The following is a 13,221-nucleotide window of genomic DNA, read 5'->3' on the forward strand; positions in this document are numbered from 1 at the left end:
CATCCCGATCTCGCCGCCTGACACACCGCCAAGCGAACAGCCTAGAACACCAGGATGAGGGGTCCCTTTTCGACGCCGATCACCCCGCTAACGGGGTCCCTTTTCCACGCCGATCCACAAGCCCGGCTTCGTCGTGCGGCAGGAGGGCGGGAGCCGCGTGCTGAGCACGATGCGCTGGGGCTTTCCGACCCGCAAACCGCGCAAGCGACCGGCGCGGGAGGGCGAGATGCCCTTCCTCTACGACTGGTGGACCAACGCGCGGAACATGCAGAGCAACATGTGGAAGCCGTGGCTGCTCAAGGCCGAGCACCGCTGCCTCGTGCCCTTCACCCGCTTCGCCGAGCCGAAGGCTGCTGCCGACCGGCAGGGGCCCGGCGACACCAATTGGTGGTTCACCGTCGCGGATCAGCAGACGCCGTGTTTCGCCGGGCTGTGGAAGTTCGACCAGGACCACGACCGCGTCTACGCCTTCTGCACGACCGAGCCCAACCCGCTGGTCGCGCCCAAGCACCCGAAGGCGATGCCGGTCATCCTGCTGGCCGAGGATCAGCAACGCTGGCTGACTGCGCTCGTCCAGGAGACGGTGGGGCTGCTGACGGCATATCCGTCGCAGCTGATGGGCGTCAGCTGACCGTCACGCCTTTCCAGAAGGCGACCCGGTCTCGGATTGCCTCAGCCTTTGGCTTCGGGTCGGGATAGTACCAGACGGCGTCGGCATTCGTCGCACCATCGACGTCGAGGCTGTAGTAATGCGCCGTGCCCTTCCACGGGCAGACCGACGTCGTGGCGCTAGACCGGAGCACCGACTGGTCGACCGAATTCGCTGGGAAATAGTGGTTGCCTTCGACCACCACGGTATCGTCGCTCCTCGCAATCACCGCGCCGTTCCACCGTGCCTCAACCATCGTGCTTCTCCTCTGCAGGGGTACAGGTTGGGCGGGGCGGGCCCATGGTCAAGCCGGAGCGCGCGCCGGTGCATATTCCCCAGCGTCCCCAACAGGATGTTCTCATTCCGTTCCGACTGCGGTAGAAGGCGCCATGGCGGTGCGCAAGATCATCCACGTCGACATGGACGCCTTCTTCGCGTCGGTGGAGCAGCGCGATGATCCGTCCTTGCGCGGCAAGCCGGTCGCGGTCGGTCATGCCGCCGCACGGGGCGTGGTGGCGGCGGCCAGCTACGAGGCGCGCACGTTCGGCGTTCGCTCTGCTTTGCCCTCCGTCACGGCGTTGCGCTGCTGCCCCGACCTCGTCTTCGTCCCGCCGCGCTTCGAGGTCTATCGCGACGTATCGCGCCAGATCCATGAGGTGTTCGCGCGCTACACCGACCTGATCCAGCCACTGTCGCTCGACGAGGCGTATCTCGACGTCACCGCGAACAAGCGCGGGCTGGAGACCGCCTGGCTGACCGCCAAGGCGATCCGCGCCGACATTCTCGCCGAAACCGGGCTGACCGCGTCGGCGGGTGTTTCGTACAACAAGTTCCTCGCCAAGCTCGCCTCCGACCATCGCAAGCCCAACGGACAGTTCGCGGTGACGCCGGACATGGGCGCCGCCTGGGTCGAAACGCTGCCGGTCAGCCGCTTCCACGGGGTCGGGCCGGTGACGGCGGAGAAGATGAAGCGGCTGGGAATTGAGACGGGCGCCGACCTCAAGGCGAAGTCGCTGGCGTTCCTGCAGCAGCATTTCGGCAGCGCCGCCGAATGGTATCATGCCATCGCGCGCGGGCAGGACGACCGCCCGGTCAATCCCAACCGGGTGCGCAAGTCGTCCGGATCGGAGACGACCTTCGACCGCGACCTGACGGAGGCAGCGGAGATTGAGGCGGGCGTGCTCAGGATGGCCGACGACGTGTGGTCGTGGTGCGAGCGCCGGCAGGCGTTCGGCCGGACGGTGACGGTGAAGGTGAAATATGCCGACTTCCACCAGATCACCCGGCGCCGCAGCCAGCCCGTGGCGGTCGTCAGCCGCGACGCGCTGCACGGCGCCGCGCTGGCGCTGATTCGGTCGGTGCTGCCGACGCAAAAAGGTATCCGGCTGGTCGGCGTGACGGTGTCCAACTTCGCCGAGGTGACGACCGATGCCGCCGACGAACTGCCGATCTTTGTCGAGGCGGTGGCATGATGCTGGACCTGTTCGACACGCCGCTACTGCCGGGTCTCGCACAGCGCGCGGCGCTGATCAGTGCGGAGGAGGAGCGCCTGCTGATCGAACGGATCGATGCCACCGATCTCGCGCCGTTCCGGTTCCAGGGCTGGACGGGCAAGCGGCTGACGACATCCTTCGGCTGGAGCTACGATTTCGAGATAGGCCGCCCCAAGGACGCCCCGCCGATGCCGGACTGGCTGCTCCCCATCCGCGACCGCGCGGCCGGGTTCGCCGGGCTGGCACCGGCAGCGCTGATCCAGGCGCTGCTGATCCGCTACGATCCGGGCGCGGGGATTGGCTGGCATCGCGACCGGCCGATCTACGGCCATGTCGTCGGCCTGTCGCTCGGCGAGCCTGCCACCATGCGCTTCCGGCGCCGGCGCAGCGACGGGTTCGAGCGCGTATTGGTGCCGCTCGACCCGCGCGGTGGCTATCACATGACCGGCCCCGCACGACACGAATGGGAGCATAGCATCGCACCGATGGAACGACCGCGCTGGTCGATCACCTTCCGCAGCCTGGCAGACACGCGATGACCGGCGTGACGGGAAGTCTCGTGACGGAGCAGGCCGGCGGCATCGACGCACCCGATTTCGTCGTCGTCGACGTCGAGACGTCCTGCTCGCAGGTGAGCAGCATCTGCCAGATCGGGATTGTCGGCTTCAAGCGGTGGAGAGGCCTTCGCGTATTAAGCGTTGCTTGATCCATGCACCGCTTTTCGTCATTAAGCACATGTACCACGGCATCGCCGCCAACCATATCGTGGGGCTGTCGACATTTGCCGACGCTCACATGGTCATCGCGGGCAATTTGTCAGGCCGGGTCATGGTTACTGACTGTGCTGTTCGACAAGAGCACAATGGCCGCCGCCAGTCTGGTTCACTGGCGCGTTCCAATCCAGACATCGTGACTCGACAGCGTGCGCATGATGCAATAGCCTCGGTCAAGCTGCCAAATTGCCGGCTGAAAAATTAGTTCTGAATTAAAGCGCCACCTTTGGTGATACCCAGGCGGATGAGGCGTTTCTGGGCACAGGCTACGACGTCGTCCCACGCTACACTTCGAAACTCCAGGCGATCGAGGTCGGCCTTCAGCGTTTCGGTGGATGACCCTTGTCCGTAGCGGCCCCCCACCGACACCGGAGCATGGCCGGCAAGTTGGTCGAGGCTTTGGTGGTCGATCCTGAGCCGCCTCCCCTCACGCTTCATGGTATGGCGTGTGGAGTAAAAGGACTTATCGGGTTCATGGATGCCGAGCTTGCGCAAAGCGTCGTTGATCCGGCGTGACAGGTACTTGTATCGGTCACCATACTTGTCGGCCTCGAGATCGTCGAACAGCCACTCCGCGCCACGATCCCGCTGCCGCCGTGCGAAATCAACAAAGCCCGCTTCGAGCAGGATCCAGTGGATCGGCACATCGCGGACCGAGCTGCGTGTCTTCTGTCGCCGCGGGCGCGTTTCATTGTTTGTGGCAGCGGTGGGGCGGATGCGGCGGTCGCGGCGGAACCGCATGACCCATTCGCCATCGTCCTGCACGATCTCGCTCGGCTTGAGCTTGCAATGCTCGCCTGGGCGCGAGCCATGGAACGGTGCCAAGAACAGGATCCAGAACATCGTGTCGTCGCAGGCATCGGGATCGGTCATCAGCGGCGAGGCATAGATCCGCTGCATGTCCTCATCCGAGAAGTGGTCGCGTTCGTCACCCTCCCAGGCGGCTCCCTCGACGGAGATGCCTCGCGCTGGATTGCCGGTAATCCACTCTGCATCCTTGGCCACGCTCAGGATCGCTCGGAGGGCGGTTAGCTGCTTGCCGACGGTCGGTGGCGACAGCGTCGGCAACGCTTTTGCATGCCCCACTGCGATCTGCTCGCTCAGCGGCAGCACGCTGACGGCTCTCTTCGGGCGGAACGGCAGTTGCTCGACCAGCGAGATGAACGTCCGCACCATCGCTGGCGTGATCGCTTCGACCATGCTGGTGCCGGTCAGTTCCTCGAAGCGCGCGATCGCCTTGGCGAACTCGTCGCCGGTCTTGTCCTTGCCGGTGATCCGCTTGCGCCTACGCCAGAGACTGAAGGCTTCGGACAACGTGTGATGATGCGCCGGGGTAGGGCAGGGTGGTGCTGCGGAAAACGCCGGTGGCGTCGCCGCTATTGCTGGCGCGGCAACGCCGTTCGTAGTTGACGTGACGACGGGGCGAAGCGCTTCACGGATGCCGATCGGCCAGGACCCGAACGCATGCTCGGCCAAGCGCGTTAGATATGCATGCGCGACGCGGTCGTAGGCAGCCTTGGTGGAGAGATCGATGGCCGGGACCAGATAGGGCAGGTAGCTGATGGCGAAGTACAGCGGTTCGTACACGCCGCGCGAGAGTAACTCGCGAGCGAGTTCCTGGTAGACGATACCGCTGGTCGCAGCGTTGCTTTCGAGGATTTCGGCGCGCACTTGGAACCGGCGGCGCTCCTCATCGTCGTCGATCGACGGGATCGACGCTGGTTCCGGGTCGAGCAGGCTGGTCCAGGCCTCGCCGAGATGCTGCCGTTCCACGGCTCGAGCATGAGCATTGCTCCACGACGACCGGACGATAGATGCGAGCTTCTGCAATTCGCCGGCGATGGCCAAATCCATCGAGCAGGTGAATTGAGCCAGCTTATTGAAGGCCTGATCGACGAGCGCGTCGGTGGATTGTTGTGCCTCATGCGCCGCAAGCATCCGCAGCCGGATCACCTCGCCCTTGTAGTGGGCGCTCCAGGCAGCGCGGCGCTGTGCGGCGAGGTTGGGCTCTGCGGTGTGCAAGGAATGCTGCCAGGACGTCTTGCCGGCAAGATGACGAATGTCTTTGGGGACATCCATCCGGAACCATGCATTTCGCGAGTTCGCGCGCTTGTGCGAGTGACTCATTCGACGCCCCATTCGTAGCACCCTTTCGTAGCATCGGGCACCTAATGAAGCGTTGATATCCGCCGTTTTCCGTCAAACTCCGCGACTTATCGCTGGAATGGTGACCCCTACGGGAATCGAACCCGTGTTTCAGCCGTGAAAGGGCCGCGTCCTAACCGCTAGACGAAGGGGCCGTGAAGGCGTTGGGGGCGGTTAGGGGAGGCGGGGCCGTCGGTCAAGCCTCTTTTCGTCAATCGGCCCAGGCGGCGTCTTCCAGATGCAGTTCGGCGGCGGGGCGGCTGCCCCAATCGTCGATCTTGGCGCGGCCGGCGAGCCACAGGCGACGGTGCGGGGCGGCGGCGAGCAGCGCCTGCCCCAACGCGCTGTCGGCGGCGCGGAAGGCGACCGCCTTGAAACTGCGGCCGTCGTCGCCCGCGACGATGGCGCGGACGTGGCCGTTGCCGACCACGTCGGCCTTGATGATGCGGACCGGGCCGGCGGCGATGCGCGGCGCGGGCCAGCCCATGCCATAGGGACCGCCGACATCGAGCGAATCGACCAGTGCCGGATTGACGCCGCCGGGGGCGAGCACGGCGTCGACCAGCAGCGCACGCTCGCCGATCGCACGGGTGACGGCGGCGGCGAGGCGGTCTTCGAGGAAGGCGGTAAAGGCCGCGACTTGATCGGCGGCGATGGTGAGGCCTGCGGCCATCGCATGGCCACCGCCAGCGACGAGCAGGCCGTGTTCTTTGGCAGCGAGTACCGCGGCGCCCAAGTCGACGCCGGCGATCGACCGGCCAGAACCCTTGCCGACGCCATGTTCGTCGATCGCGATGACGATCGCGGGGCGGCCGAGCTTTTCCTTCAATCGCCCGGCGACGATGCCGATGACGCCGGGGTGCCAGCCTTCGCCCGCGACGACGGCGACCGCGCGGTCGCTCGCGATCATCGCGTCGGCGGCTTCCTGCACGCCGCTTTCGATCAGGCGGCGCTCGTCGTTGAGGCGGTCGAGTTCCTCGGCGATCGTGCGCGCTTCGGCGGGGTCTTGCGTGGTGAGCAGGCGTACGCCGAGGTCGGCCCGGCCGACGCGGCCACCGGCGTTGATTCGGGGGCCCAATGCGAAGCCGAGGTCGCTGCACGTCGGCGCGCGGGTGAGGCGAGACGCCTGGATCAGCGCGTCGAGGCCGATGTTGCGGCGCTGTGCCATCACCTTCAGCCCCTGCGCGACGAAGGCGCGGTTGAGGCCACGCAATTGCGCGACGTCGGCGACGGTGCCGAGCGCGACGATATCGAGATGATCGATCAGTCTGGGTTCGAGGCGGCTCGCGAAGAAACCACGGCGGCGCAGCTCGCGGATCAACGCGGCGGCGAGCAGGAAGCAGACGCCGACGGCGGCGAGGTGGCCGTGCGCGGCGCCTTCGTCCTCGTCGAGCCGGTTGGGATTGACCAGAGCATGCGCGCGGGGGAGGGCGGCGGCGCATTTGTGATGGTCGACGACGACGACGTCGACCGGGTGGGCGTGCGCCATGGCGAGCGCGTCGAACGCCTGCGCGCCGCAATCGACGGTGACGATCAGCGAGGCGCCTTCGTGGGCCAGGCGGACGAGCGCGTCGCCCGACGGGCCATAGCCTTCGAGCAGGCGGTCGGGGATGTAGGCGCGCGCCTCGATCCCGAGGTCGCGCAGGACGAGGATGAGAAGGGCGGCGGAGGTGGCGCCGTCGACGTCATAATCGCCGAAAACGGCGATGCTCTCACGGGCTTCGACCGCGTCGGCGAGGCGGACGGCGGCACGATCCATGTCGCGGAAGACCGAGGGGTCGGGCATGAAGGCGCGGATCGAGGGTGCGCGATGCTGCTCCAGCGCCTCGCGCGGGGCACCGCGGGCCAGAAGGAGCTGCGTCACCAGATCGTCGGTGCCGAAGCCCTCACGCCCGTCGGCGGCGAGGCTGCGCCAATGCCAGGGCTGGCCGAGAATCGAGTGGGTAACGCCGAGAACGGGGGACATGGGAGCAGGATTTTCCGAAGGGGGCGCGGGCCGCGCGCGACGTCTCCCTTAGGGCAGACCGAGAGCGGCCGCAAACATCAGGCGGTGGCGGGGCGCCTGCGGAACCACCAGAGCCACAGGACGGTAAACCCGGCGAGCGTGCCAATGCCGCGCATCACCAGCGCATCCGTCTCGCCCCCGAACGGCGCATTGCCAGTGTAGCGCGCGATGGCGTAGCCGAACGCGAGCATGAAGCCGCCGAATGCCGCGGGCAGGCGCGGGGCCAACCGGCCGAGCACCAGCCGGGTGACGAGCGCGATGAGCAACGTGGACGCGAAGGCGTTGAGCAGATGGGCCGCGAGTGACATCGCGCGAGTCTACGCGGCGGCAGGCGTCTGCACCAGCGTCCGCCCTTCGACACCAACCCCTTGCGCTCCTATAGAGGAACGTGATGGCTGATTCCTTTGACCTTGGCGAACCGCCCCAGCCTGCGAAGGCGAATCCCTACCGCGTGCTCGCGCGCAAATATCGTCCGCAGACCTTTTCCGAGCTGATCGGGCAGGATGCGATGGTGACAACGCTGGGCAATGCGATCAAGCGCGACCGGCTGGCGCATGCGTTTCTGATGACCGGGGTGCGCGGGGTCGGCAAGACGTCGACCGCGCGGCTGATCGCCAAGGCGCTGAACTGCGTCGGACCGGATGGGCAGGGTGGGCCGACGATCAATCCGTGCGGGGTGTGCGAGCCGTGCCGCGCGATCGCCGAGGGGCGCCACATCGACGTGATCGAGATGGACGCCGCCAGCCACACCGGCGTCGACGACGTGCGCGAGATCATCGATGCGGCGCGCTATGCCGCGGTCAGCGCGCGCTACAAGATCTACATCGTCGACGAAGTCCACATGCTGTCGAAGAACGCGTTCAACGCGCTGCTGAAGACGCTGGAAGAGCCGCCTGCGCACGTCAAATTCCTGTTCGCCACCACGGAAGTGAACAAGGTGCCGATCACGGTGCTGTCGCGCTGCCAGCGGTTCGACCTGCGCCGCATTTCGGCGGAGCAGCTGGCCGAGCATTTCGCCTTCGTCTGTCGCGAAGAGGGCGTCGAGGCGGAGTCGGAAGCGCTGATGCTGATTGCGCGCGCGGCGGAGGGGTCGGCGCGCGACGGCCTGTCGATCCTGGACCAGGCGATCGCGCATGCTGGCCTGGAAGGTGGCGGCGTGACCGCGGCGGCGGTGCGGCAGATGCTGGGCCTGTCCGATCGCGGCGCGGTGCGCGACCTGATGGCGTTGCTGCTGGCCGGCGATGCGGCGGGTGCGCTCGCCAGCCTGCGGCGGCAATATGACTATGGCGTCGATCCGCAATCGGTGCTGCGTGCGTTGCTGGAGACGGTACACGGCATCACGCTGGCCAAGGTCGGTACAGCGGAGGACCCGGCGCAGCCGGTCGAGGAGCGGCAGGCGCGGAGCGAATGGGCGGCGAGCCTCTCTTTCCCAGCGCTGCACCGGCTGTGGCAGCTGATGCTGAAGGGGCATGACGAGGTCGCCAAGGCGGTGCTGCCGATCGAGGCGGCCGAGATGGCGCTGCTGCGCGTCATCCATGCGTCCAGCCTGCCTGATCCGGGCGAGTTGGCGAAGCAGATCGCGAGCGGCAAGATTGGTGGCGCTGCGCCCGCGTCCGCCCCGGCGGCGGCCCCGGCGCCTGCGCCGGTTGCGGCCATCGATGAAAAGCCAGCCATGCCGGCGGACTTCGAGGCGTTGGTCGCGATGCTGGAGGACAAGGGGCATCACGCCGTCGCCGCCCAATTGGGCTATGGCGCGCGCGTCGTGCGGTACGAACCGCCCGAACTGATCCTCAGCGGATCGCGGCCGATGTCGGCGGATACGCTGCGCGATGCGGCCGATGCGCTGAAGCGCGCGACCGGGCAGGTCTGGAAGATAGCCTTGGAGGATGCGCCCGGCGCGCCTACCTTGCGCGAGAAGGACAAGGCCGAGGAAGAAGCGACGCGACAGGCGATCCTGGCGACCCCGCTGGTGCAGGCGGCGTTGGCGGCGTTTCCCGACGCGGAGCTGGAAACCTGGCCCGGTAAACGGAGTGTGGCATGAAGAACCTCGATGAAATCCTCGCGATGGCGCAGAACGTCCAGAGCGAACTGCAAAAGGCGCAGGACCAGCTCGACACGATCGAGGTCGAGGGCGTGTCGGGCGGCGGCCTGGTAAAGGTGAAGGCGACCGCCAAGGGCCGGATCATCGGTATCGCGATCGACGATTCGCTGATCGAGGTGAGCGAGAAGCAGATGCTGGAAGACCTGCTCGCCGCCGCGTTCAACGATGCGCGGGCCAAGGCGGATGCGGCATCGGGCGCCGAAATGTCGAAGATGACGAGCGGCCTGCCGTTGCCGCCGGGCTTCAAGCTGCCGTTCTGATGGACGGACCGCTGGGATCGGTCGCGCGTGCCGCACCGGCGATCGCGATGCTGGGGTGCTTCGCCTGCCTGATCGGCGGCGGCGCGCTGCTGGCGCGGGGCGGCGACCGGAAGAAGGCGGTGCTGCTGTTGGTGATGTCTGCCGTGCTGCTGGGGAATGTGCTGATCTGGCAGATGTGATGTTGTAGGTCCTCCCTCGCTTTAGCGGGGGAGGGGGAGCGTTCGCGCAGCGAATGGTGGATGGGGCGTTTCCGGGGACGCCCTGTGCTCGGAATTTCAGAGCCTCGTGGCGGCGGTACGCCCGGTGCCGCGGCGATGGATAGGGGCGCCGTATCCTCCCCCTCCGTCACGCCTTCGGCGTGCCACCTCCCCCTGGCGGGGGAGGAATTTGGGAACCGCTGGTTGCCCGGCATAGGCGAAGCCTATGCCGTCAGTCGGGGCTGCGCCCCGCTGGCCGGGCTGGCGGCCGAGACGCGGATTAGCGTGCCGCTATTCCGCTGCCGCCAGCCTCACCGGATCGGCGAATTGGGGTCCAGCCGCATATCCAGATAATTGTCGACCGAGCGCATCAGTTCGGGCGTCTCGTTCTCGAAGAAGTGGTTCGCCTTCGGGATCGTGTCGTGGTGGATGGTGATGTGCTTCTGCGTGCGCAGCTTGTCGACCAGCTTCTGCGTCGCGCCAGGCGTCGCGACCTCGTCGGCTTCGCCCTGGATGATGATGCCCGACGAGGGGCAGGGGGCGAGGAAGCTGAAATCGTACATGTTCGCCGGCGGCGCGACCGAGATGAAGCCGCGAATTTCGGGGCGGCGCATCAGCAGCTGCATGCCGATCCACGCGCCGAAGCTGACGCCCGCGATCCAGGTGGTCGAGGCTTCGGGGTGGAAGCTCTGCACCCAGTCGAGCGCGCTCGCCGCGTCGCTGAGTTCGCCGACGCCATTGTCGAACGTACCCTGGCTCTTGCCGACGCCGCGGAAGTTGAAGCGCAGAGTCGCGAAGCCGCGGCGCTGGAACGTCTTGTAGAGCTCCTGCACCAGCCGGTTGTTCATCGTGCCGCCCGCGCTGGGGTGCGGGTGCAGGATCATCGCGACCGGTGCGCGGGGACGGGGAGCGGGGGCGAAACGCCCTTCGAGGCGGCCTTCGGGGCCGGGAAAGATGACTTCGGGCATGGGTCTCGCCACAGATAAGGGGCGCGCGGGTATGCGCAGAATGTTGCGCGCTATATAGGCCGCACACCCGTTTTCGCAATTGGAACGAATCCTGCCCGACCGTCTCTACCTGGATCATGCCGCGACGACGCCGATGACTGCCGCGGCGCGGGCGGCTGTGGCGAAGGGGGTCGATCTATGGGCCAATCCGTCGTCGCCGCATCGCGAAGGGCGCGCGGCGCGCGCGGCGCTGGAGGAGGCGCGGCGCGCGATCGCGGCGGCGCATGGCTGGCGGGGTGAGACGATCCTGACCAGCGGGGCGAGCGAGTCGCTCGGCATCGCCCTGGGGCGGACGACCGCGCCGCGGCGGCTGATGACCGCGGTGGAGCATGATGCCGCGCTGAGGGCCGGGGGCGATGCGGGTGTGGTGCCGGTGGGCCGCGACGGGCTGGTCGATCTTGCGGCGCTGGAGGCGATGGTGGCGGCGGGGTCGGCGCTGGTCTGCGTGCAATGGGCGAACAGCGAGACGGGGGTGCGCCAGCCGCTGGCGGCGATCGCCGAGCGTGTGCATGCGGCGGGGGGATGGTTGCTCGTCGATGCGGCGCAGATGCCCGCGTCGGTGGAATTGGCCGACCTTGCCGATATGATTGCACTGTCGGCGCACAAGCGCGGCGGGCCGCCGGGTGTGGGGGCGCTGCTGGTGCGCGATCTGGCGTTGCTGCATCCGAGCGGCGGGCAGGAGCGGGGCTACCGGCCCGGCACCGAAAATTTGCCGGGGGTGCTGGGCTATGCCGCCGCGCTGGCCGAGCCGGAGCCGGATCATGGCGCGCTGCGGGCGAAGCTGGACGATGCGATCCGGCGCTCGGGCGGTGAGGTGGTCGCGGAAGGCGCGCTGCGGCATCCGGCGATCGGTTCGTATCGGTTGCGCGGATCCGCGGCGGCGGCGCAATTGATCCTGCTCGACAGCGCCGGCTTTGCAGTCTCGGCGGGCAGTGCCTGTTCGAGCGGGAGCATGAAGCCGAGCCATGTGCTCGCCGCGATGGGCTGGAGCGCGGACGCGGGGCGCGAGGTGATCCGGGTGAGCTTCGGCCGCACGACGACCGAGGCGGAGGTGGACGCGTTCATCGCCGCCTGGCGCGCCATGGCGAAGCAGATGCGGCGGGCGCCGTGATCTACGTCGATTATCAGGCGACGACGCCGCTCGCGCCGGAAGCGCTCGCGGCGATGCTGCCGTGGCTGGCGGATCAGCACGCGAACCCGCATTCGCCGCACCGTCCCGGCCGGGCCGCCAAGGCGGCGGTCGAGGTGGCGCGCGCGCAGGTCGCGGCGCTGCTGCCGCCGGGCGGGCGCGTGGTGTTCACCAGCGGAGCGACCGAGGCGCTCAACTGGGCGATCAAGGGAACGCAGGGGGCGATCGTCACGCTGGCGACGGAACATGCCGCTGTGCTCGATACGGTGCGGGCGTCGGGGCGGTCGGCCTCCGTATTAGGCGTCGGTGAGGGCGGACTGGTCGCAGCGGCGGACGTGTCGGCCGAGGGTGGGCTGGTCGCGGCGATGCTCGTCAACAATGAGATCGGGGTGGTGCAACCGATCGCCGAGCTCGCCGCGCGGGCGCATGCCGGGTCTGCGCTGATGCTGTGCGACGCGGTGCAGGGCTATGGTCGCGTGGCGATTCCGGAACATGTCGATCTGGTCGCGGTGTCGGCGCACAAGATCTACGGACCGAAGGGGATCGGCGCGCTGTGGGTGCGCGATGGCGTCACGCTGGCGCCACTGCTGCACGGTGGCGACCAGGAGGGCGGGCGATCGGGCACGCTGTCGCCCGCGCTCTGCGTCGGCTTCGGGGTGGCAGCGCGACTGATGGCGGAGCGGTGGGACGCAGACGCAGCGCATGTCGAGCGATTGTGGGGCCGAGCGGTCGAGCGGCTGCGCGGGTGGACGATCAACGGTACGGTCGAGCCGCGCTATCGCGGCAATCTCAACGTACGGTGCGACGGGCTGGATGTGGCGCGGTTGATGTCCGATTGTCGCGACATCGCCTTTTCGGCGGGGTCGGCGTGCGCGAGCGGATCGGGGCGGTCGAGCCATGTGCTGCGCGCGCTGGGGCTGAGCGAAACGCAGGCGCGGTCGAGCGTCCGGCTGGGCTGGGGGCGCTACACGACTGAGGTTGAATTGGAGCAGGCGCTGGAGGCGATCGCCGCGGCGGCGCGGGCGCAGGGGGCGGCATGATCCGGGTGCGGTTCATCGGGGCGGACGGCAGCGTGCGCGAGGCACGGGGCGTCGAGGGCGCGCGGCTGCTCGATGTGGCGCAGGCGGACGGGCAGCCGCTGGAGGGGACGTGCGATGGCGATATGGCCTGCGCAACGTGCCACGTGATCGTCGCGGCCGAGGATGCGGGTCGCCTGACGCGGCCGCGGGAGGAGGAGGAAGACCTGCTCGACATGGTGCCGCAGGCGACGCGGACCAGCCGGCTGGCGTGCCAGATCCGGTTAAGTGCGGCGCTCGACGGGCTGACGGTGCGGGTGCCGGGGTAGGGGTGTAGATTCCACCGTCACCCCGGATCAAGTCCGGGATGACGGATGAGGAAGCGCTGCGAATCTCATCGTTGCTCCCACCAAAATGCTCCCGTCTTTCCTGACGGTTGGACAACG

At 67.8% G+C, this 13,221-nt stretch carries 16 protein-coding genes and 1 tRNA gene; 11 read left to right on the top strand and 6 right to left on the bottom strand.

Annotated elements, in window-relative coordinates:
* Positions 1–133: 133 nt before the first annotated feature.
* Positions 134–631, top strand: coding sequence for an SOS response-associated peptidase family protein (locus ACP690_RS09560; protein ID WP_426261072.1), 498 nt, complete (start codon positions 134–136; stop codon positions 629–631).
* Here the strand turns inward: ACP690_RS09560 and ACP690_RS09565 are convergent.
* Positions 624–905: a DUF427 domain-containing protein gene (locus ACP690_RS09565; protein WP_426256896.1), complete on the bottom strand. Its 282-nt coding sequence runs from the start codon at positions 903–905 to the stop codon at positions 624–626. The genes ACP690_RS09560 and ACP690_RS09565 overlap by 8 nt on opposite strands.
* A 133-nt stretch (positions 906–1,038) precedes the next feature.
* On the opposite strand from ACP690_RS09565, the gene dinB reads away from it, so the two are divergent.
* From dinB to ACP690_RS09585, 4 genes are read left to right on the top strand one after another with little or no spacing between them, the layout of a single operon-like run.
* Positions 1,039–2,121 carry a DNA polymerase IV gene (gene dinB, locus ACP690_RS09570; RefSeq protein ID WP_426261071.1) on the top strand — a complete coding sequence of 361 codons (1,083 nt, stop codon included), beginning with the start codon at positions 1,039–1,041 and terminating at the stop codon, positions 2,119–2,121.
* Complete coding sequence (locus ACP690_RS09575) at positions 2,118–2,681, top strand: alpha-ketoglutarate-dependent dioxygenase AlkB (RefSeq protein ID WP_426261070.1); 564 nt, start codon at positions 2,118–2,120, stop codon at positions 2,679–2,681. Before dinB ends, ACP690_RS09575 begins: the two co-directional genes overlap by 4 nt.
* On the top strand, positions 2,678–2,848 hold the full coding sequence (locus ACP690_RS09580; RefSeq protein WP_426256893.1) for a hypothetical protein: 171 nt from the start codon (positions 2,678–2,680) through the stop codon (positions 2,846–2,848). The genes ACP690_RS09575 and ACP690_RS09580 overlap by 4 nt, the downstream gene beginning before the upstream one ends.
* The gene (locus tag ACP690_RS09585) at positions 2,845–3,120 is read left to right on the top strand and encodes a hypothetical protein (protein ID WP_426256892.1); all 276 of its coding nucleotides are present in this window, start codon (positions 2,845–2,847) and stop codon (positions 3,118–3,120) included. Before ACP690_RS09580 ends, ACP690_RS09585 begins: the two co-directional genes overlap by 4 nt.
* Here the strand turns inward: ACP690_RS09585 and ACP690_RS09590 are convergent.
* From ACP690_RS09590 to ACP690_RS09605, 4 genes are all read right to left on the bottom strand, one after another.
* Positions 3,117–5,054 (bottom strand): DUF6538 domain-containing protein, encoded by a 1,938-nt coding sequence (locus ACP690_RS09590; RefSeq protein ID WP_426289669.1) that lies wholly within the window; start codon positions 5,052–5,054, stop codon positions 3,117–3,119. The two genes, ACP690_RS09585 and ACP690_RS09590, sit on opposite strands and share 4 nt — an antisense overlap.
* Before the next feature lie 86 nt (positions 5,055–5,140).
* Positions 5,141–5,215: transfer RNA gene (locus tag ACP690_RS09595), tRNA-Glu, on the bottom strand.
* A gap of 56 nt (positions 5,216–5,271) precedes the next feature.
* Positions 5,272–7,026, bottom strand: a complete 1,755-nt coding sequence (recJ, locus tag ACP690_RS09600) for a single-stranded-DNA-specific exonuclease RecJ (RefSeq protein ID WP_426256890.1) — start codon at positions 7,024–7,026, stop codon at positions 5,272–5,274.
* Between the two features lie 77 nt (positions 7,027–7,103).
* Positions 7,104–7,373, bottom strand: coding sequence for a hypothetical protein (locus tag ACP690_RS09605; RefSeq protein WP_426256889.1), 270 nt, complete (start codon positions 7,371–7,373; stop codon positions 7,104–7,106).
* Positions 7,374–7,456: 83 nt separating this feature from the next.
* Between ACP690_RS09605 and ACP690_RS09610 the strand changes: the two genes are divergently transcribed.
* Genes ACP690_RS09610 through ACP690_RS09620 form a run of 3 tightly spaced genes read left to right on the top strand, consistent with a single transcriptional unit; the run spans position 7,457 to position 9,605 of the window.
* Positions 7,457–9,106, top strand: a complete 1,650-nt coding sequence (locus ACP690_RS09610; protein ID WP_426261068.1) for a DNA polymerase III subunit gamma/tau — start codon at positions 7,457–7,459, stop codon at positions 9,104–9,106.
* Positions 9,103–9,426 carry a YbaB/EbfC family nucleoid-associated protein gene (locus ACP690_RS09615; RefSeq protein WP_018251134.1) on the top strand — a complete coding sequence of 108 codons (324 nt, stop codon included), beginning with the start codon at positions 9,103–9,105 and terminating at the stop codon, positions 9,424–9,426. Before ACP690_RS09610 ends, ACP690_RS09615 begins: the two co-directional genes overlap by 4 nt.
* Positions 9,426–9,605, top strand: coding sequence for a hypothetical protein (locus ACP690_RS09620; RefSeq protein WP_017977875.1), 180 nt, complete (start codon positions 9,426–9,428; stop codon positions 9,603–9,605). Before ACP690_RS09615 ends, ACP690_RS09620 begins: the two co-directional genes overlap by 1 nt.
* A gap of 329 nt (positions 9,606–9,934) precedes the next feature.
* On the opposite strand, the gene ACP690_RS09625 is transcribed toward ACP690_RS09620, so the two are convergent.
* Positions 9,935–10,591, bottom strand: coding sequence for an alpha/beta hydrolase (locus ACP690_RS09625; RefSeq protein WP_043059448.1), 657 nt, complete (start codon positions 10,589–10,591; stop codon positions 9,935–9,937).
* A 133-nt stretch (positions 10,592–10,724) separates the two neighbouring features.
* Here ACP690_RS09625 and ACP690_RS09630 point away from each other — a divergent pair, with 133 nt between their 5' ends.
* From ACP690_RS09630 to ACP690_RS09640, 3 genes are read left to right on the top strand one after another with little or no spacing between them, the layout of a single operon-like run.
* On the top strand, positions 10,725–11,741 hold the full coding sequence (locus ACP690_RS09630; RefSeq protein ID WP_426261078.1) for a cysteine desulfurase family protein: 1,017 nt from the start codon (positions 10,725–10,727) through the stop codon (positions 11,739–11,741).
* A complete protein-coding gene (locus tag ACP690_RS09635; RefSeq protein WP_426261067.1) occupies positions 11,738–12,799 on the top strand; it encodes a cysteine desulfurase family protein in 1,062 nt (353 codons plus the stop codon). The genes ACP690_RS09630 and ACP690_RS09635 overlap by 4 nt, the downstream gene beginning before the upstream one ends.
* Positions 12,796–13,104, top strand: a complete 309-nt coding sequence (locus ACP690_RS09640; RefSeq protein ID WP_426261066.1) for a 2Fe-2S iron-sulfur cluster-binding protein — start codon at positions 12,796–12,798, stop codon at positions 13,102–13,104. The genes ACP690_RS09635 and ACP690_RS09640 overlap by 4 nt, the downstream gene beginning before the upstream one ends.
* The last annotated feature ends 117 nt before the right edge of the window (positions 13,105–13,221 follow it).

This window comes from Sphingomonas sp. DC4900 (genome assembly GCF_049896485.1).
Classification (GTDB): Bacteria; Pseudomonadota; Alphaproteobacteria; order Sphingomonadales; family Sphingomonadaceae; genus Sphingomonas; species Sphingomonas aquatilis.

Excerpts from the sequence above, each read along its gene's own strand:
- ACP690_RS09565 (WP_426256896.1), bottom strand. The coding sequence starts at position 905 with ATGGTTGAGGCACGGTGGAACGGCGCGGTGATTGCGAGGAGCGACGAT.
- dinB (WP_426261071.1), top strand. The coding sequence starts at position 1,039 with ATGGCGGTGCGCAAGATCATCCACGTCGACATGGACGCCTTCTTCGCG.
- ACP690_RS09575 (WP_426261070.1), top strand. The coding sequence starts at position 2,118 with ATGATGCTGGACCTGTTCGACACGCCGCTACTGCCGGGTCTCGCACAG.
- ACP690_RS09580 (WP_426256893.1), top strand. The coding sequence starts at position 2,678 with ATGACCGGCGTGACGGGAAGTCTCGTGACGGAGCAGGCCGGCGGCATC.
- ACP690_RS09590 (WP_426289669.1), bottom strand. The coding sequence starts at position 5,054 with ATGGGGCGTCGAATGAGTCACTCGCACAAGCGCGCGAACTCGCGAAAT.
- recJ (WP_426256890.1), bottom strand. The coding sequence starts at position 7,026 with ATGTCCCCCGTTCTCGGCGTTACCCACTCGATTCTCGGCCAGCCCTGG.
- ACP690_RS09605 (WP_426256889.1), bottom strand. The coding sequence starts at position 7,373 with ATGTCACTCGCGGCCCATCTGCTCAACGCCTTCGCGTCCACGTTGCTC.
- ACP690_RS09610 (WP_426261068.1), top strand. The coding sequence starts at position 7,457 with ATGGCTGATTCCTTTGACCTTGGCGAACCGCCCCAGCCTGCGAAGGCG.
- ACP690_RS09615 (WP_018251134.1), top strand. The coding sequence starts at position 9,103 with ATGAAGAACCTCGATGAAATCCTCGCGATGGCGCAGAACGTCCAGAGC.
- ACP690_RS09620 (WP_017977875.1), top strand. The coding sequence starts at position 9,426 with ATGGACGGACCGCTGGGATCGGTCGCGCGTGCCGCACCGGCGATCGCG.
- ACP690_RS09625 (WP_043059448.1), bottom strand. The coding sequence starts at position 10,591 with ATGCCCGAAGTCATCTTTCCCGGCCCCGAAGGCCGCCTCGAAGGGCGT.
- ACP690_RS09630 (WP_426261078.1), top strand. The coding sequence starts at position 10,725 with ATGACTGCCGCGGCGCGGGCGGCTGTGGCGAAGGGGGTCGATCTATGG.
- ACP690_RS09640 (WP_426261066.1), top strand. The coding sequence starts at position 12,796 with ATGATCCGGGTGCGGTTCATCGGGGCGGACGGCAGCGTGCGCGAGGCA.